This window comes from Bradyrhizobium sp. USDA 4451, from assembly GCF_054822585.1.
The window spans coordinates 8,131,301-8,149,535 of the sequence record NZ_JBTRCH010000001.1 but is presented as its reverse complement, the minus strand read 5'-3'; the positions used below and the strand labels follow the sequence as shown (position 1 = coordinate 8,149,535).

12 protein-coding genes and 7 pseudogenes are annotated in these 18,235 nt (G+C 57.4%); 6 read left to right on the top strand and 13 right to left on the bottom strand.

What is annotated here, in order from left to right:
- Positions 1–5: 5 nt before the first annotated feature.
- Positions 6–592: pseudogene (gene tnpC, locus ACVMB0_RS37905) on the top strand (IS66 family transposase); the annotation flags it as partial.
- A gap of 88 nt (positions 593–680) precedes the next feature.
- On the opposite strand, the gene ltrA reads toward tnpC (ACVMB0_RS37905), so the two are convergent.
- On the bottom strand, positions 681–1,922 hold the full coding sequence (gene ltrA, locus ACVMB0_RS37900) for a group II intron reverse transcriptase/maturase (protein ID WP_461349527.1): 1,242 nt from the start codon (positions 1,920–1,922) through the stop codon (positions 681–683).
- A 685-nt stretch (positions 1,923–2,607) separates the two neighbouring features.
- Between ltrA and tnpC (ACVMB0_RS37895) the strand changes: the two are divergent.
- Positions 2,608–3,168, top strand: a pseudogene (tnpC, locus tag ACVMB0_RS37895) (IS66 family transposase); the annotation flags it as partial.
- Positions 3,169–4,481: 1,313 nt separating this feature from the next.
- Here tnpC (ACVMB0_RS37895) and ACVMB0_RS37890 read toward each other — a convergent pair.
- The 5 genes and pseudogenes from ACVMB0_RS37890 to ACVMB0_RS37870 form a co-directional block, all read right to left on the bottom strand.
- A pseudogene (locus ACVMB0_RS37890) lies at positions 4,482–4,969 on the bottom strand (transposase family protein); the annotation flags it as partial.
- Positions 4,936–5,242 (bottom strand): annotated as a pseudogene (locus ACVMB0_RS37885) (isocitrate lyase/phosphoenolpyruvate mutase family protein); the annotation flags it as partial. The pseudogenes ACVMB0_RS37885 and ACVMB0_RS37890, both read right to left, overlap by 34 nt.
- A gap of 358 nt (positions 5,243–5,600) precedes the next feature.
- Positions 5,601–5,789 carry a hypothetical protein gene (locus tag ACVMB0_RS37880; RefSeq protein ID WP_461349526.1) on the bottom strand — a complete coding sequence of 63 codons (189 nt, stop codon included), beginning with the start codon at positions 5,787–5,789 and terminating at the stop codon, positions 5,601–5,603.
- Between the two features lie 1,507 nt (positions 5,790–7,296).
- On the bottom strand, positions 7,297–8,133 hold the full coding sequence (locus ACVMB0_RS37875; protein ID WP_461349525.1) for a Crp/Fnr family transcriptional regulator: 837 nt from the start codon (positions 8,131–8,133) through the stop codon (positions 7,297–7,299).
- A 487-nt stretch (positions 8,134–8,620) separates the two neighbouring features.
- A pseudogene (locus ACVMB0_RS37870) lies at positions 8,621–9,096 on the bottom strand (Lrp/AsnC family transcriptional regulator).
- Between the two features lie 491 nt (positions 9,097–9,587).
- On the opposite strand from ACVMB0_RS37870, the pseudogene ACVMB0_RS37865 reads away from it, so the two are divergent.
- Positions 9,588–9,979 (top strand): annotated as a pseudogene (locus tag ACVMB0_RS37865) (IS5/IS1182 family transposase); the annotation flags it as partial.
- 246 nt (positions 9,980–10,225) lie between these two features.
- On the opposite strand, the gene ACVMB0_RS37860 reads toward ACVMB0_RS37865, so the two are convergent.
- On the bottom strand, positions 10,226–10,555 hold the full coding sequence (locus ACVMB0_RS37860) for a helix-turn-helix domain-containing protein (RefSeq protein ID WP_461349524.1): 330 nt from the start codon (positions 10,553–10,555) through the stop codon (positions 10,226–10,228).
- Between the two features lie 101 nt (positions 10,556–10,656).
- The gene (locus ACVMB0_RS37855; protein WP_461349523.1) at positions 10,657–10,878 is read right to left on the bottom strand and encodes a helix-turn-helix domain-containing protein; all 222 of its coding nucleotides are present in this window, start codon (positions 10,876–10,878) and stop codon (positions 10,657–10,659) included.
- A 787-nt stretch (positions 10,879–11,665) separates the two neighbouring features.
- Here ACVMB0_RS37855 and ACVMB0_RS37850 point away from each other — a divergent pair.
- The 3 genes and pseudogenes from ACVMB0_RS37850 (at position 11,666) to ACVMB0_RS37840 (ending at position 12,895) form a co-directional block, all read left to right on the top strand.
- Positions 11,666–11,941 (top strand): DNA -binding domain-containing protein, encoded by a 276-nt coding sequence (locus ACVMB0_RS37850; RefSeq protein WP_461349522.1) that lies wholly within the window; start codon positions 11,666–11,668, stop codon positions 11,939–11,941.
- Positions 11,942–12,108: 167 nt separating this feature from the next.
- Positions 12,109–12,285 (top strand): annotated as a pseudogene (locus tag ACVMB0_RS37845) (transcriptional regulator domain-containing protein); the annotation flags it as partial.
- Between the two features lie 250 nt (positions 12,286–12,535).
- Entirely contained in the window at positions 12,536–12,895 is a 360-nt protein-coding gene (locus tag ACVMB0_RS37840) for a DUF2285 domain-containing protein (RefSeq protein WP_461349521.1), read from the top strand.
- A gap of 221 nt (positions 12,896–13,116) precedes the next feature.
- On the opposite strand, the gene ACVMB0_RS37835 is transcribed toward ACVMB0_RS37840, so the two are convergent.
- From ACVMB0_RS37835 to ACVMB0_RS37815, 5 genes are all read right to left on the bottom strand, one after another.
- Entirely contained in the window at positions 13,117–14,025 is a 909-nt protein-coding gene (locus tag ACVMB0_RS37835) for a LysR family transcriptional regulator (protein WP_461349520.1), read from the bottom strand.
- Positions 14,026–14,395: 370 nt separating this feature from the next.
- Positions 14,396–14,845 (bottom strand): hypothetical protein, encoded by a 450-nt coding sequence (locus ACVMB0_RS37830; protein ID WP_461349519.1) that lies wholly within the window; start codon positions 14,843–14,845, stop codon positions 14,396–14,398.
- Positions 14,846–15,096: 251 nt separating this feature from the next.
- Entirely contained in the window at positions 15,097–15,858 is a 762-nt protein-coding gene (locus ACVMB0_RS37825) for a hypothetical protein (protein WP_461349518.1), read from the bottom strand.
- 2 nt (positions 15,859–15,860) lie between these two features.
- Positions 15,861–16,931 (bottom strand): ComEC/Rec2 family competence protein, encoded by a 1,071-nt coding sequence (locus tag ACVMB0_RS37820; RefSeq protein WP_461349517.1) that lies wholly within the window; start codon positions 16,929–16,931, stop codon positions 15,861–15,863.
- A 430-nt stretch (positions 16,932–17,361) separates the two neighbouring features.
- Positions 17,362–18,234, bottom strand: a complete 873-nt coding sequence (locus ACVMB0_RS37815; protein WP_461349516.1) for an isocitrate lyase/phosphoenolpyruvate mutase family protein — start codon at positions 18,232–18,234, stop codon at positions 17,362–17,364.
- Position 18,235 lies beyond the last annotated feature (1 nt).

The window sequence follows — 18,235 nt, the reverse complement described above, 5'->3', positions numbered from 1 at the left end:
GAACGACGCTTACGCTCGTTCCGCGCCAGTGGAAGGTGATCCAGCACGTGCGCGAGAAGCTCGTCTGCCTGGCCTGCGAAGCGATCACCCAGCCGCCGGCTCCCTCGCATCCGATTGCGCGCGGGCGTGCAGGGCCCAGGCTGCTGGCCCATGTTCTGTTTGCCAAGCACGGCCCGCACCTGCCGCTTCATCGTCAGAGCGACGTCTACCAGCGTGAAGGTATCGACCTCGACGTATCGACGCTCGCGGACCGGGTGGGTGCCTCCGCGGCAACCCTGATGCCTTTGGTCGATGCGATCCGGAGCCACGTCTTCGCAGCCGAGCGCATCCACGCGGATGACACCACGGTGCCGGTCCTGGCCAAGGGCAAGACCGGACCGGCCGGCTCTGGACCTATGTGCGCGACGACCGTCCGTTTGCCGGTCCAGATCCGCCGGCGGCCGTGTTCTTCTACTCGCCCGATCGTGGCGGTGCGCATACGGAGCAGCATCTGACGGGCTATGCCGGACTGATGCAGGCCGACGCCTACGCCGGCTTTGGCAGGCTCTACGAGGCCAATCGCGAGGGCGGCCCGATCATCGAGGCCGCGTGCCGAGTAGGCGGGGATGTTGCCATCCCCGCCCCTCACAGACCCGGACGAGCGGATTACCCGCATCCGGTTCTTCACGCGTAAGCTTCGCTTACGAGACGGCATATTGGTGGACGATCTTGGTTGTCGGCAGCGGGTGTCGCGCGAGCATGGCCCGGAAGCGTGACCACGGCAGATTGCTGTGGCGACCACGCCGCGCGAGCCATATCTTCCATATCCGCGTGAGCTGGTGGTGATACCATCTGATCCGTCGGCCGTTGCCGGAGATGCCGTAGTAGGCGCAGTGCCCCCGGATAACCCGCGACAAGTGCGCGTGCTGTTCCCGGAACGGGCGATGCAGGTTGAGCCGACACCATTCCGTCACGGAAGCCAGCGCGCGGGCATAACGGTCTTTTGCCGTTATCTGTCGGACGACATTCTTACCCTTCCTCGATTGACCCCATACATGGGTGAAGCCAAGGAAGTTGAATGTGGTCCCCGCTGTCGCGGGATGACGCCCACCGGGGCGTTTGAACCGGAAGTCTACGAAGCGGGTCTTGGTCGGATGGAGTTGAAGCCCGTACCGACCGAGCCGCTTACCCAGCACATTCAGCAATCGCTTGCCGGACAGATGGTCCTCGAAGGCGATCACCGCGTCATCAGCGTATCGGACCAGTTGGCATCGCCCCTTGAGCCGCGGTCGCGCCAGCTGCTCGAACCATTCATCCAGCACATAATGCAGGTAGATGTTTGCAAGCAGTGGCGAGATCACGCCGCCTTGGGGCGTTCCACCAGTCGTGCGGCGCAGGACGCCCTTTTCGAGCACCCCCGCCTTCAGCCATTTATCAATCATCCTCCGGACGATGCCGTCCGAGACTCGCTGATCGAGGAATCGGCGCAGGTACGTGTGGTCGATGGTGTCGAAGTATTTCGAGATATCGACGTCCACCACCCAACGCAGCCCTTGCTCCATGAACCCATTGCGCAGAGCGTGTAGGGCATCATGGGCCGATCGTCCCGGTCGGAAGCCATACGAGCACGACAAGAAGTCGGTCTCGTAGATTGGCTCCAGCAGCAGGAGAATCGCCCGCTGTGCCACCTTGTCTTCCAATGTCGGGATGCCGAGTGGCCGTTCGGTCCCATCCGCCTTCGGGATGTAGTGCCGTCGCACCGGCGGCGCGATGTAACGTCCGGATTTGATGCGCGCCAGGAGATCATCGAGATTGGCCTCCAGGTTCGCTTCATAGTCCGTCGCCATCATGCCGTCGATGCCGGGCGCGCCATCCTTGCGCGTCAGGCGATAGGCCTCGAGCATCCATTCACGGTCGATCAGGTGATGCAGCGAGGTCGGCACCCGCTTGGGATTCTTCCTCGCCAGATCGGCTATCCATTGTCGTTTCGTGGACAGGTTCGTGGGACTCAGCGTTCCCTCCCGTGTTTCTCGTCAATGGGTCTTAACGCGTGACGCCTCCCTTCCCTCGAGCGGGTCCCGGTGAGCCCAGTTCCCCGCCTTCCTCAGTACTACGAAGCCGCTACGACTTCCCGCCGCGCGCGTCCGTCGGCTTATGTCTTCACCTCGGGATTCCACATGCCTTGGTGTTTTCGTGTTCGCGTGCGCGCTCCCGATGCTCGCCAAGTCGGTCATCGGGCCTGGAGCGTTGCTGTGGCCGGTGCTCCGTGCCGACTTTCCCATGTGGGCACAAACGGGACCTCTCAGGTTTCCTGGTGTCCCATCCCGTACCTTTGCCCTGCTCAGAGACCCCGGCCGAACCGATTAGCCTGGCCATAGCGGCTTTCCTAGTGCTGCCCCCGGATCCAACACGGCGAAGGCTTCAGCACGACCGTGATTTCGAGGCTGGTCACAGGGCTTCAGTACCCGCTGTCTACGCTTCACGAGTGACGTTGCCGTCACCCATGCAAGACTCGCTTCCGGCTGGCGGGCTCCGCCTTTGCCGGGAGGGCGTCGAGCCCTCTGGGTCACGTTGAGAGGTTTCAGATTACATTCTTCCTCCTTTTCCAGGACTTGTCCTGACGCAAGCTGGGCGCACGGTAGACGCAAGTACTTTGATCTGGCACGGCTCAGCAAGGCGCCGATCGCGGCCGAGGCGGTCAAGCGCGTCGATGTTCTGTTCGCCATCGAGCGCGAGATCAACGGTGTTATTGCGCAGGAGCGTTTGCGTGTGCGCCAGGAGCGTAGCCGCCCCCTGATCGTCGAGCTGGAGACGTGGTTGCGCGAGCAGCGCGCCAAGCTCTCCAGGAACAACGACACGACCAAAGCGATAAATTACTGCCTCAACCGCTGGGATGCATTTAGCCGCTTCCTTGATGACGGACGGCTTTGCATGACGAACAATGCTGCTGAGCGTGAGCTCCGGGCGGTCGCCGTGGGACGAAAAAATTGGACCTTCGCCGGCTCCGATGAGGGCGATCGGCGTGCGGCCGCCATCTACAGCCTCATCGCCACGGCAAAACTCAATGACATCGATCCGCAGGCTTGGCTTGCCGACATGCTGGCGCGCCTACCGGATCACCCTGCCAAGCGCATTGACGAACTGCTGCCTTGGAATTGGCCGCCTCAAAGCGTCGCTCACGCCGCTTAAGCTCAATCAGCCTTCCGCCAAAACGGCCCGGACCGGGGCCTTCGCCGGATGCGTACTAAAATCGTACGTTGTTACATCCTTAAATGTCATCGGCGCCAAGTCGCCCGGGGTTGCAATTTGCCACTGCGCTATGCCACTGCAGGAAGCAACCGTTAAAAGAGGACAGCTCAAAGTGCTGCCGCTATTGACAGTTCAAGGTGATTGGACTGGGCAAGAAACAGACTGACGGACAAAAAAGAAGGCCGCCAGTTGTTACGGCGTTCGCTGGATCCCAGAGATATTTGAGCATCGGAATTGTACCTTTTGCGAGACATATCTCGGCCTTGCACTCCCCTGAAAATTTGCTCTGCGACTTGCAGATCTTCGGTGGTGTGATTTCGTACCATCTGACACGGTCGTACCGTGTCGTGGCGAGCTGCAGACCGCGGAATTCAACAAGGTACGAAAGAAGCTCCTCAGTGTAGGCCTGAGTCACTCCGGACCCTATGATCTGGTCCAGCGCTGGAACAATCGTCGCCTTGAGCGGCGGCGCTGAAAGTCGCAATAGGTTTATCGTTTTGAAAAGCCGTGGTCCATTCGCGACTAGGTTTTCTCCGAGTTGCCTTATACCGAACCCACAGCGCGCTTCCGATAGCCGACCAGAGCGTCGCCTCTTCGACGCCGACGGCCTAGATTGACATTGTCCGCCGGTTGGAGCCGCTTAGCCGTTTCAACTGTTTTACCTTGCGGGCGCGGTCAACCATGAACTTGGCAGAGCCTCATTTAGGAAGCGCGCGCGCCATCAATCGGCAAAAATCGAGCTTAAACCCGCGGGCGATTAGCCTGCAGTTGAGTGGTTCTTCGCCTCCCTCAGCAATAGACGTGCCAGTTGCTCACAGTGCGGAGGAGGACATAAGCAAATTAAAGTTCGAGCTTGGATTGCGCACGAATACTGACGTCATTGTTAGGTTATCGACAAAGGCGTTTTACACCTGCCAGTGGTGCAAACTTGATGGCGAGCCCTTTCTCTGGTCGATCACTCGAAATTAATAGTGAGAATCGCAGATATCCTAGGGCCGATCCGCCGGGGAGGCTTTAGGTGGTCTTGACTTAATGCAGGAAACAACTGGAATAACGGTAAGTAACATCTAAACAACTGCCAACCCGCTTAGAGGCTGGCCAGCCTAGCTGTCCTTCAGTGCAGAGCGATCGTTGCACGTTCAGTAGCGATCGCGTCTCCATTTGCCGCGACTAACAAGTCGTTCGTGAAGAACTGGCGCGGCGGCCGGCTCAAGCGGTGTTTCGAGCCGGGACGGGCTCGAAGAAGGCTGGATGATTACACGCAAGATCTCTGCGAGCCATGGCAGCAGAAGGCTGGAGTCTAGCCAGTAACGGCGAGAACAGCGTGGATGCCGTCGCCGAGGCGTCCCTTGAGAAAATCGGTCCATGCGGTGCTCGGCTCGACGTGGCCGATGACGGGCTCGACGGCCACGCGATGCTTCATCTCGCGACGGATGCAAGCTGTGACGCGGCGGAGCTGACCCGAGATTCAGACCCTGAACCGATGCGGTAGTTATTACCGCGATATCCTTTGTCGACGTGGATACCGCGAGCCTCCACGCCGATGAGCTTCCCCATGTCGGCGATTACGGGACCGAGCGTGTGTCCCTCGAAGGGATTGTCATGCAGGGCCTTCGCATGCAGCACGAACTGGCCGCCCTTCGGAGACGTCACAGGGGTGGCGATGCTGGATCTTGCAGCCGAACTTGTAGGGCGCGCGGGCTTTAGACGGCTGCCAACAAATGAATTCATCTTGCGAAAGCAGCAGTCATCCAGTGCGATACCCGCAGCCCCGCGCTCGCAAAGATTGCGAGCTAGCAGACGAGTGTTATTGAAATTCCCGAAACACCATCGACCAGCACGGGCAGTTGACCCGAATCTACGATGCGTTCAACTGCGTCAACAGGTGGCTCCGCGATGCTTCGTTGGCGTCGCGATCGCCCAGAGAGCAGGCAATTAATAGACCGGACGCCCAAAGACCCTTGAAGCCTGCGCGCTTGGCGATCGCAGCCGAGAAGCCATCATGTGCTTCCATCAGGAAGGAGAGTTCGGTGCCGGAGCAGTATCAGCACGTGAAGATTTAACTTCTTGACCACTGCCGTCGGCGAGGAGAGAGTTTGAGTTATCTTGCATGCAGACTCCGCGTGCGCCGATCGTCTGTGTTCATTGCGCGCCAGCTGACATGTTTCGGTCAACTCGATCAATTGCTAGAACTGTAGGTGACACCGGGCGAAAATGCGGGGCATCCTGCTATGCATGCGGGTCGGAAGTTGAGCCGCTGCTCCGACCTGTGCCTGAGCTCCAACCCAGTACTGGCGGCTAAGCACGCGACAGCTCGTAATGTACGGCTGAATTGGACTGAGCGCCCAAAGGCCAATATCCGGCTCACCTGTTCAAGGAGTCCTGTTTGCGGCATTTGGCGCTGCAGCGCTCTCATGGGCTGGTGCGAAATCCAGTTCAATTTCACGCTTGACCTCGATGATGCGCTCGGAATGGCCACCGTTCTCGAAAAGAGCATATTTTAGAGCTTGGGCGCGGTTCACAAACAAGCCGCCAAAGAAGCCCCTTTGTTCAAGGACCACCCAGTTACCGGCCCGATTCCGGCCAATAAGAACGACCCGTGTGACGGACTCACGCGGAGACAGAAGGGCGGAGCCATCATGTCCCCTCATGAAACGACGCTTAGGCTCATATGAAGAAGTCCATAGCAAGGCGATTCAATTCGCATCGCGAACAGGTTACGAATTGTCAGGCAACTACATCGAAGTAGAGAGCGAGGATGGATTGATACATCAAAGGTCATTATTGTTGTGGTCCACATGCGCTGGAATGTGCGCCGAGCACCGAGCTCGCATTACGGCAATACTCCAATCACGAGCAGCGTTCTCCTACCAGTTTTGGCAAATAGGATTCCGCGATGAATGCGCGGCCAAAGCGCGTGCGACGAGGCGAAAAAAGAACCTTCAAGGCTGATGATGGCGGCCGGCGTGCGGCTGCGATCTACAGCCTCATGGCATCGGCCCACAGGCGTGGTCGCCGACGTGCTGGCCCGCCTGGCGGACCACCGTCCCAGGCCTCCTGAGCTGCTAGCCTAACCAGCGCCTCCAGAGGCCCGAGCGCAATCCGCGATCCGCCCGGAGAGCTAAGCAGGAGCCGTCGCGGGATGCTGCTCAGAAGTGGAGAGCGCGATGGAATAAATATCGGCGCTTTGCAGTTCTGTCGGGTCGGTTCGCCAACAATGCTGCCGCGGTCTGGCTTGCTAGCGATCAAACGTAAACCATCGCTCCGCCTTCGCCACGATCGAGACAGGCTTTACGGCATTGCGAGCTGCGCGTGTCGCTGCGGCCTTAGCCGCATCGCAGACGGCGATTGGGTACAGCTGAGAATTGGACATGACTTCGGTGTAGATGTTGGTTGGCATGGCCACGGGTCCGTTGCGTGGGCGACGGTCAAGCTCGCATGAGTACGCGCCTCGTGCATAGTGTTTTGCGTACCATTCAGCGCCTCACCACAATCCAACGGACCGGTGATTGCGCAATATATTGGCTGTGCTTGCCGGAACTGAAGATAAACAGGTTGGGCAGCGTAGTTTCTAAAAACACGAGAAAAACTGATCGTTCAAGCCGATCCCGCGATGATGGCGGGTCGAAACCCCAATACCTTTTGACAATTCTCAAAGAACCGTTCGGGAACGGTTAGTTGTTGCTCACCCGTCGCAGCCTCGGAAAACCAGCGACAGCTCACGCAGCTTAGTCTTGAGTAGTTTCGAAGGATGTTTCGGTCTGGCTCAATAAGCTTAGGTGATGCTCACCTCGTCGGCCAGCCTAGGTCATCAAGGTGGCCGCAGGCCGGTAGCCAAGGCCCCGATGGGCGTGCAAGAAAGTTCGCCGGAGTTCGACCGCGCCCTCCTGAAAGTTCTCAAGATGGGCACGTCCCCGCTTTTAAATCATACCGCAGACAAGAACAGGCCTCGTGATAAGCCTCCGTCGCGCGCTCATATGAACTACTCAGCGAGCCCTCGAATCTGCTTCATCTGCGTCTCACGATACATGGCCAGAGCAGGTGATGCAGAACGCAGCTTGGGAGTTGTTAACTCGCCTGTTCTTCGCTGAGGGGACGCACTGATGACAAGGCATAGGCAGCTGAAACGAGTTTGTAGCAACAGCATGCCTTTTCTTCGAGCGATTTGGGATCGTCGATCTGTAAGACCCCGCGCATCTTGCGAATAAGTCCTTGCTTTTCGAAGCGGATCAACGTTCCCGTGACCCCTGCGCGGCGCAGCCCCAGCACTGAAGAAAGGTAATCATGGGTGACTGGCAGCACGCGGGCGTCAACAGCTTCACTCGCAAGACAGAGCCAGCTCGCAAGCCGTTGTTCACGATGGTGCCGAACTCCGCACAATCCTGTCTGAACGCACTGGAATGTCAGCGCTTGAACGTACTCAAACAGAAGGTCGCGGACCTCTGGATGCGTCTTCATTATGCGGCGCAAATCATCCACCCGAATTCTGTGCGCGCTTCCGGGGAATAGGACCACGGATTGGTGCGCTGAAAAATGTCCTCCCCACAAAAACGAAGCGCCAGCCGCGCCCCGGTATCCTATGACTGCCGTTTCAAGCATGCTTCCCGCGGCAACAATTCTCAGCGAGACGAGGCCTGTTTCTATAAAGTAGACGTGCTCGACCGGCTTTTTTGGTTCTTGCAGAACCATCCGCTCTTTCAAGACGATCGGCTCAAGGCACTCCCCGATTCCCGCAAGGTGTTGCACAGAAAGGCGCGCCAAGATCACATTCTTTACAAAGGTCCGCTTCGCAGGATGCGCCGCAACACAACGGTGAAGCACCGGCCGTCTGCCGGGCAACTGCTTGGGGGCTCCTTCTGTGGGGCAGTCCAGCGCTTTCAAGACGGCAGGCACGTGATCGGTCATGGTCCCTCTCCTGGCAAGGCGCTTTTGCTAGCCTGCGCGCTGACCGTAACGAGAACGTGATTACAACTGTAGCAACTTCCTCATCTTGATTGATGCAACGAGCATTGCATCGACGCTCAAATCCAGCGTTGCGGGCCCCGTCTTCGATGAATTTCAGCTAGCCGAGCACAGAAGTGGTGCACCAGCTCGGACAACCGACGCCGCATATTTGATTTTCTAAGCTCGTCCCTACCGTGAGGCGACCCCGGCCTGCGACCGGTCTGGGTGTGATCGGGACCTATGTAGGTACCGAACGGGGAGATCCCGGCATGACAAAGGAAGCTTCACGTATGCTTCGCATAGTCAAGCAAGGCGAGTACCCGCCGAGCCAAGGGTGTAGCTCTGATGAGCGGCGTTCTGCTTCTGATCCAGATCGTCAAGGACCACGCGAGAATCAGCCAAGTCGATGTCCTCGATCGGCGTGGGGGGGACGCCAGCACCAGTCGGATCAATCGTCAGAGGGAAGCTCAACTGGAACAGCAAAGCCTACCTTGACGCGGTCCAATATGACCATCGTTTTGAACCCCTTGATGTCACGATTTTCGTAGAAGAAACGGCGCGTGAACTCCTCGTACTCCTCCATGGATCGGGCGGTAATGTACAAGACGAAGTCGGCATCGCCCGTGACATAAAAGCCATTGGCGACGTCGGTTGTGATTTGATGGCCTTTTTGTATCTATCGATGATATCGGCGCTTTCCCGCTCCAGGGTCACCAGTGCAAGCACTTGAATAGGTCGCCCAACGGCTCTCGGCGATACAACCGATACATCGGCCTGGATAATGCCTTCCGAGCGGAGCCTTTTTAATCGTCGTTGGCATGCAGTCGGAGAAAGCCCGGCCATCTCGCCGATCACATCTGAAGTCAGACGGTTATTCTTTTGCACGATCTCGAGAATGCGTGCATCTATCCGGTCGTATTGCATGACCATCTCCAGCCTGAGATGAATTTCACCGCGCGGCGACCACTCCGCGCAGGAAATCCTCGAGGGTGGAAAATACGAGGAAATTTTCCGAGACAAAGCCCAAAGTTTGACGGGTCCTGTCGCATAGCACTGTGCAAGCAGGATCGAGGGCCTTGCCGCTGGCATTTCTGCAGCGGGGAATGGACGCGTCGCAAAGCTGGCTCCCCGGATTAGATCCGGCGCTTCGCTTTCGACAGGGATACGAACCAAAGCGAAGCCAAAACGCAATCAGGCCACGCCGATGACAAATTCGTCTGGAGCGACATCCGGATTGAGCAGACAGCTATCGTCCCGACTGTGGAGTCGCTCGGATGGTCGCGATGTATTTGTGATGGAGCCGCATCGATCAGCGCAGCCTCTGGCCGACTATGTTCTGGAGAAGATCGAGCAGGGCGAACGAATCTATGCCGATGAGATCCACGTTGCTGACGTTGGCTCCGGTTCCGGTCAAAGGCGAGATTGCGGCCAGGTTCCGGAACGCGCTTTTGGCGCAGCCGAAGGTCAAGCGTCTGCTATCGAGCGATCACTGCTCGGTGGATGGTACGCTGATTGAAGCCTGGGCTTCGATCAAGAGCTTCGAAAGAAGGACGGCAGCGACAAAGATGAGGATAGTCCGGGACGCAACGCCGAGCGCAGCTTCCACAATGAGAAGCGATCCAACGAGACCCATGCGAGTACGACTGATCCTGAGGCACGGCTTTACAAGAAGGGGGACGGCCAGTCAGCCAAGCTGAGCTATATGGGCAATGCTTGGATGGAGAACTGCAATGGTTTGGCTGTTCTGGGTGGGGTGAGCCAAGCGACGGGCACCGCCGAACGGGAGATTGCGCTTGCCATGATCGACAGGGCGATGCCGTTGAGTTCGGCTGGCAAGGAAGCGACGAAATGGAGCCAGGGGTGATGGTTGGGCCGAACTGCAAAATGACGGCTCACTCGAAGAGGAGATCTGCCTCCTCAACGGCGACAACATCCCATTCATCGCGCGCCGTTCATAGACTTGCTCAACACCCTGCTAGAGCTAGGCCGGCATTCAAGGGTTACCAAGAGATGAGAAGAATGGAATGGAAGCAAGACGCGTGTCAGGATGCGCCTACTTGGCAGCGTTCTTTGCTGGCCGTTTCAGAAACTCGGCAGGCTCAACATCGAGCTTGTCGGCGAGACGCCCTATGATTTTGATACTGACGTAGTACGTGCCCTTTTCGAGCTTGCTCAAATAGCTCCTGCTGATCTCGGCCTCGAAGGCAAGTTCGTCCTGGGACCATCTCCTCTTATTGCGCAGACGGCGCAAATTAGTGGCAAATGTCTCCCGCAAATCCATGCGGGACAGAAAGCCGTTTGCCCGACATACTGCACCTCGATATACTTTACAAAACGTCGTCTCATGCACATTTTGAACCGGAATTGCGTCGGTCTGCTGCACATGCGCCAAGTCATCGGAAATGACCTACCGGACCAGCATTCAACGGCTATGGTAGCCAAAGAATGAATTGAGAGCACGACCGAATATTGGGATGGGTCTAGCTAACTCCTTTTGGCAGGGCCTTTAAGGAACTCAGCAGGCTCAACGTCGAGCTTGTCGGCAAGGCGACCTATGATTCTGATGCTGACGAAGTGCTCGGCCGTTTCAAGCTCGCTCAAATAGCCCCGGCTTATCTTTGCCTCGAAGGCAAGCTCGTCCTGTGACCATCCCCTCGCATTGCGCAGACGGCGCAAATTCGTGGCGAATGTTTCCCGCAAGTCCATGCAGGAAAGGATGCTGCTTGCTCGATATACTGCACCTCGATATACTTAACAAAATGACGTCTCACGCTCGTTGTGAACCGGAACTACGCCGCTCTGTTGCGCGCGCGTAAGATCGTCCGGACGCTACCACTGAACCGTTGCTGATCCTTGTTCGGTTAGTTCGGTGCTGTCGCGCCGTGGCGCGTGGCATCTGGTGACCTGCCGGCGACTTCTCGATCCGGAAGCCGCCGACGCTGACTGGAAAGAGGTTGATCGGACCGTGCTGCATATCGATCCGGATCTCGGCCAGTGCACGCTCGCGAACGGTTCGTCAGCCGTTCGGCCGCAAAATGCATGGCTAACCGGGACTACCGCGGCTTTCTTCAGGGCGGCGCGACCAATCAGCGAACTTTCTCACGTGGAGTTCGAAATCGAGAAAAAAGTTCTCGCCGGCCGATCACACCGAGCTGCCATCATCGGCCGGCGAGTGGAGGCAACAAGTGTGTCAGCCAAACCACACGCTTCGATTTCTACTTGCAGGCAACGAGCGAGCAAGGGGTTGCAGGACGCAATCTGCTCATCGCGCTCCAAGCGATATGGACACGGTCAAATCAACACCCGCAAAGGTCAGAGCGAGCGAAATCGAGACAAGCGACGGAACGAGGCCCCCAGATATCCGATAGCCGCCGCCAGTCGATGTTTCTGCGAGGAAACATTTTGTAGACTGCGGCAATCAATCCGGTACCACGATGCCGTGAGGCGGGCTACCGTCGCTCAGATTCTATAGAGTTGCTAGGAGTTCCAGGCAGTGTCGGCCGATCCGAAGATCGCAGATGTCGCGCCCAGCGCGCCCGAGCTTACGTCATACGATGAGCAGCACGTCGTTACCTACCTGCGCCTTCTCGATGCACAGGCGGATAATGCAGATTGGCGCGAAGTCGCGCGCATTGTGCTCGATGTTGATCCGGTCCTTGAGCCGGATCGCGCGCGCCGTGCTTTCGACACTCATTTGGCTCGCGCCAAATGGATGGCGCGTCACGGCTATCGTCATCTCCTGCGACGAGGTTGGCCAAAGAGTGAATAGGCGACGCACTTGAAGCGGACGTGATTTCTATCGAGTTCTGATCGTAAAAATTGATTGTTCCATCGACGGAGCACATCAATATTGAACAAATGCATTGGCACAACCAGAAATCGTCACAATCGTGGGGCTGCAATTTCCATGCATAAACGTGCGGGGAAGAAAGTACGATGGCAGCAGCTGACTGGAGATCGAAGCAAGCATATCCTGACGCCAAGACGGCAGAAACGGAGGACCTTGCCTGGGAATGTCTGCGTCGCGACCTTGAGTATGAAAGAGATTATGAGATGCTGACCAGCAGCGAACGATCCGCCGCGCGGATGGATCACTTCAGAGGAAAGTGGGGGCTTTCGTTTCGCCACGGATCCGCAAACGGCGTTCGACAAACAAGCCATATTCTGGGCGCCCGAGGCGCTGTCGACCGTGCTGCCTGTCCGCCCGGCTATCGGTTTGAGGTCCTCAAAACGGTACGATCTGGATCTCGGCAAACTATCGCGCAGCGAGCTCCGTCGGGCGCCAGATGGATGGCACGCCATCGTGCCGTTGGGAGGAGCGAAGCACCGCCTTTGGCTGAGAGAACTGCCATCCAGCCGCTCAGTGATTGTCATCGATCTGCCGCTCGACCGCGATTTCGACATTCGTTCGCAGGCGGCACAGCGCTTTTGGCGAGCGCTCGACCAGCGCCCTCTCGGGCCGTCCCCACGTGCACTGCCGATCCAGACCAAGCATCGGCTCATCCTTGCACTGCGCGCCGCAGATGGATGGCTGCAAGGAAACAGCTATCGCGACATCGCGGCAGGCCTGTTCGGCGCGCGTCGCATTCCCGATCGAGGATGGAAAACAAGCGATGTTCGCAGCCGGATCATTCGCCTGGTCAAGAAGGGGCTGCGTCTCATCCGTGGCGGTTATCGCGCATTGCTCCGTCATAAGCGGAAAGGCAAGTACGATAAGTCCTAAGCATTTGGCTGATTGGTTAGTTGCAACGGCGGCCCCGACAGTGCCGCCTCGCTGGTAAGCGGTGAGGGCATCATTGCGCGTTTTCCTTTGGGCATTACCTTCAGTTCGATTTTCGCGACTGCGGAAGAGTAAAGGGGAAGGCTGATTGGAGGATTCGTCCGCTTGAACGATCAGCTTCGACCACGTTGAGCTACGGTGTCTGTGTTTATCATGATGCGACGTTAGGCGGCTTCCGCGATTGCTGCCTTCTTACAGAGCCGAGCGACCCAGCGGCAGAAGGCGCGAGCGATTTCGGGATTGTCGCTACGATCGACCGCATAGGCCCGATACTGCATACCGCTTGGCGCGCGGGATCCTGGTATCACGTGCAGTGCTCCCGCGCGCACGAGATCGCCGACAATGATTTCCGGCGCAACCAGGAGGCATTTTCCCGTTATGACGGCCGGCAGGGCAAGGTAATTGTGATCGTATCGCGCCCCCGACTTTATATCTCTTGCGGTCAGGTTCATCGCCCTCAGCCATGTGGGCATTATGTCAGGCCGGGATGTGATGTTCAGAAGTGGCATTGAACGCGCAACCGACAGCGTTTTTCCCGCGACGTGACCTGGAGAGCCTACGCATACGAGGGTCTCATTGTAGATTTCCCAATCGTCGGCCGGCTCAACGACGGAGAGATCTCGGGTAATCAAGATATCGAAATTGTCGGAAGATGTTGGCGGAGACAATGAACTGATCACGTCGACGATGACGCCATCCATCTCCGCAGAGAATGCCTGGAGATTAGGAATGAGGACGGAATAAGCGAAGGTCGAAAGAGACGTGCGCACCACAATCCGGTTGGCGTCCGATCGATTCCGGCGCTGCATTCTCTTGGCGGTGAAGCAGATCGTATCAAGCGGTTCGGCGACGGTGTTCGCGAAAAGTCTCCCAAACTCTGTCAACTGGCTCCGTCGGCCTCGCCGTTCCACGAGATCTGTGCCGAGATACTCCTGCAACACAGCCAAATAGCGGCTGACCGAGCTCTGGGTTATTCCCAATGTGTTGGCCGCGCGCGTTACACTTCCCTCTCGCGCAATGGTCACAAAAGCCCGGACCGCATTGAGGGGCACCTCATCATATTCGGCAGCCATCTTCTGCTCCGGTAGCTCTTGGACTGGCGGCTACTTGCCACGGGGGCCGTTGCCAAGCATGGATGCTGTATCACATTATTCGATGCGTACGTCAGGTTTGCCGCTTATCAAGCGGGTTTCACGCACAAAATCCGCAATTTTTGTGCGGTTCGTACGGTTGGACGCACAACCGCTGTCGGCGGCTTTTCGAGGTACTAAGCGCCGATGCGCGGCGCCATCACTGCCCTCGCGTCGGATCTGCGCGACTTGCTGGAGTGCTAGGCCGCCGCTCAGGCGTTCCTAACGGCGTGAAGATGTCTGGGCGGAGTCGAGGTATAGTCTTTAACGTCTTGTTCGTTGGGAAGAGGTCAGCGAGGCAAGCAGGCTCCGGCTACTTTGGCCTCATCCCCTTTGAAGTCTGAAGATTTCCTCCGAGCGGTAGGGTGTCCTTGCCTACATGTCGGACGCCGCTGTCTGTTACGATTCGACGGAGGGTCTCCTGCATGGCAGTGGCAGAACCGCGAATGCCGTAGTTACCATAGATCATCATGCGGACGTTGCGCAGCGCCCTCGAGCCGCTCGGCGTTAAGATCCGGCACGATGACCAGCGGCATCTATTCCGTCCAAGCACGCACAAAGCTTTCGACCTCGCAATGATCGTTTTCGAATGAATCAGTATCATGTCCGCGCTAGCCTCTACAAAGGCTTGCGCCCGACGCAGTGCTTCTGCTTCACCGAGTCTTGCAATCAAGGCTTCGGTGCCGGTAATCATGAGAAAGTCCGGGTCCCGTTTCGCAACGGCCGCCTCGATCTTCCCTTGGAATTCCTCACTCCGTAACAATTCCTGACGCTCATCGGCAACAACGCTAGGGTCGTCTTGCGGATCGAGACCCGCTATTCACTGCAAACTTCGGCGCAACAAGTTGGTCTCGAAGGCCGGACTGGAATAGCCCACTTGAGAAGTTATGAGCGGTTTAGATACAAGAGCAGTCCGTTTCTCGCTGAATTGTTCGAGGCGAGCACAGGACAAGCCCAACGCATGCGGTCGCTGCTTCCCTAAGGACACGAGCCGGCGAGGTTGTGCGACGCGGCCTATCTCCTGGCAGTCAGTTGGTCACAAGCGGCAAGTAATGCATCCGCATATTGGTTGGCTGCCTGCCGCACCCATTGTTCGTTGACCACACCAAGCCACGCCATCAGCGCCACGAGATCTATGCCGGTCGCAGCCCACACTTCAGGTCTTTGCGCTGAGGAGGCAGCCCAGATCGCGGCTGTTGTGAATTGAGTCGTCTGCGCATAGATCGCAAGAATGGAAGCGCCGGCAGCGAGTGCGCAGGCGACAATACCAATCGGGCGCATACCGAGAAGATTACGCCGGAATCCGTATTGGGCATTTTCCTTATCAATGAGTGGAAAGCCCTTGCGGGTCCTTTCCTTCAGCCAGATCACCGCTGAGCCATAGGTAGCGTCAGCCTTCGCCGGATTTGCCTTTTCCTCGTCAGGCGTGGGTGCCTGCCAATGGGGAACGCTCCGCCTCAGAAAGTCATGATATCGCACCAATGTTAGCGGATCTAAAGGACCGGCATGTCGAAGCTTGAGGGTCGTCGGCCATCCACCCCACTGTTTAAGCAGGCCCGCCTCGATGTTCTTGCCACGGGTGCGTGCCCACGATCCCAGTGCGTAAAGTAGCCCGCAAGACACCGCGATTGTAAGAAGAGTCGTTCCAACATTGGAAAGAAGGAGCTGTGGGAACCAGGCTAACACAGTCATCAATGGCGGGAAAACCATCAGCAGGCCGGGAAATAACCTGGCCTGCCGGGCATAACTGTCGAACAGATCTGTGATCGCTACCAATCTCAGTCTTCCTGTTCCTCTGGATATGGCAGGCCCTCGGCAGGGCTATAATCATCCCGGTCTGGTGCGTTCGCCGAAGTTCGTTTGTTCGAGCCTTCGGTTGAGATGACTTGGGCTCCACGATGATGCATAGCTCGGACAACGGATTTGCGGGGATGGTCCTCATCGGCTTTGGCCGAGCTAATAATTGCGCTGAAGGTCGTCTTGCCGTCCTGCGTCGCTTTCCTTTCACCCAGGATCTTGTCTAGCAATTCGGTCGTAACGTTGTGCCGACCGCCATGGTGCGGAACTTGAAACCGATTGATGCCAGGCAATACCAATCCCGCCAGGGGCGCGTAATCGATGACCTCCTGAAGGCCACCGCGCCCGGTATCTGCGGTCAGCAAGATTTTGCTCTTGTTCAGGTAAGCATATTGGACAACGCTCATCTCATTTTCGTTGCTTGTTTCACCAGCGGGAAAATATTCGTCGCCCCAAGCCGCCTTAACAAGCGCAGCGGCCTCTTTCACTACACGCACAACAGCGTCGCGTGCGGTTTCGAGGAGGCCCTTTTCATCCGGCGTCTTCTCCGAGGAAACAACGAGGTCTAGAAAGCGTGAGCGTGTCGGGGCCATGACCTGAAAAGCGCCAACCGTAGCTCCCTGAAAGGGCTCATAGATTTTGATCTTCCTGCGAAGAGCAATCTCTTCGAGTGTCGCCAGATTTGAATACGCTTCCTTTAGGGCTTTCTCCAGTCCTTCGACTGTTTTGTAGCGCTTGAACCGGGGGAGAAGTTCCGCCGCATAAGTCCATGGTCGCAACATCCAAAGCGCGCCGACTTCAAAATCTTCCAGAACCCGTTGCAAACCTCCGGCGTGATCGCCGTCGTTGTGTGTTGCGACGACGTGGTCGATTCGCTTGGGGTTGCCATAGTACTTGTTTATGAAGTTGACGACTTTCTCTCCAGTTGATTGATAGCCGCCATCAACGACATGAATGAAAGTCTGACCGTTCAGCTCATAGCGGACGCAAATCGCGTCGCCGCTACTTTTGGCTTCAACATCCAAAAAATCGATCTCAAAATAATCAGCCAATGTTCTTGCTCCCGAGTCTGGTCTGAGTGACTGGCAATCGGAGGTAGTCAGTGTCGAATGCACTTGCAATGGTAGAGTATGAGCTTGTACATCTTTGTTAGTGCCCATTGACAAAGATCGCCGACGCACCCGGGACATGCCGGACGCGCGGAGGCTTCGGGCGTGAGTAGTTGCGGACTTGAGACGAAATTGGGAAGCTTGGCCGGAGTTTGTTGCGCTTCGGCTCTTTGTTGCCCGTACGATCGTTAGTTATCTCAATTCTCTCACCACGGCGCCGCGACCTGAGTCCTCTCGGCAGGTGAGGCAATCCGACGGCATCGTGTGTCAGGGCTTCCATCCTTCTTCCTTGGCGCAAGGGCAGTGCCGAAGATTCAAATGAGGGTATGCTTCGGGCGCTCAGATCGCGCCCGCATGGCGCGCCGCGAAGCGTTCAGCGAAGGAAGCGAGCTTCAGTCGCCTTAACCTCGTGCGTCTTCTGAAGTCTGAAAATCTCGTCCACTGGCAGAATGTCCTTATGGACATTCTGGACACCGCCGTCGACGATGATCCGGCGGAATGTCTCCTGCATACAGGTTGCGGCAGCTCGGATGCCGTAGTTGCCGTAGATCATCATGCGGATATTGCCGAGCGCCTTAACGCGCCTCGCATCGAGATCCGGGTAGGCATTCGGCACAATGACCAGCGGCACCGATTCCGTCCACGCACGCGAAAAGCTTTCGATCTCAGAAGGATCCTTCTTTTTCGAATGGACCAGGATCATGTCCGCGCCAGCCTTTACATAGGCACGCGCCCGATGCACGGCTTCCGCTTCGCCGAGCCCTGCAATCAAAGCTTCGGTGCGGGCAATGATGAGAAAGTCCGGGTCCCGTCTTGTCGCAACGGCGGCCTCGATCTTCCCTTGGAACTCCTCAATCCGCAACAGTTCCTGACGTCCATCGGCAACAAGGCTCGTCACCTTTGGAAAAGTCTTGTCCTCGATGACAACGGCGCTAGCGCCGGCGCGTTCGTATTCGCCGATCGCATGGATCACGTTGATCGCATTGCCGTAGCCCGTATCGATGTCGGCGACAATTGGCAGCCTCGTGCGTCCCCCGATCGCCCGCAGCATGTCGAGATGCTGTGTCATCGAGATCAGGCTCATGTCTGGCAGGCCGTAAAGCGCCGACAGCTCGAAGCCGGAAGCCCATATACCATCAAATCCGGCTTCCTCTGCGAGAATTGCAGAAAGCGGGCTATGCGCGGCCATGACGTGGACGAGGCCAGTCTCGAGCATGCGGCCGCGCAAGCGTTTGGCAGGGGACACG

Bases quoted from the DNA above. Each gene is read 5' to 3' on its own strand.
- ACVMB0_RS37875 (WP_461349525.1), bottom strand. From the start codon at position 8,133: ATGACCGATCACGTGCCTGCCGTCTTGAAAGCGCTGGACTGCCCCACA.
- ACVMB0_RS37855 (WP_461349523.1), bottom strand. From the start codon at position 10,878: ATGGACTTGCGGGAAACATTCGCCACGAATTTGCGCCGTCTGCGCAAT.
- ACVMB0_RS37835 (WP_461349520.1), bottom strand. From the start codon at position 14,025: ATGGCTGCCGAATATGATGAGGTGCCCCTCAATGCGGTCCGGGCTTTT.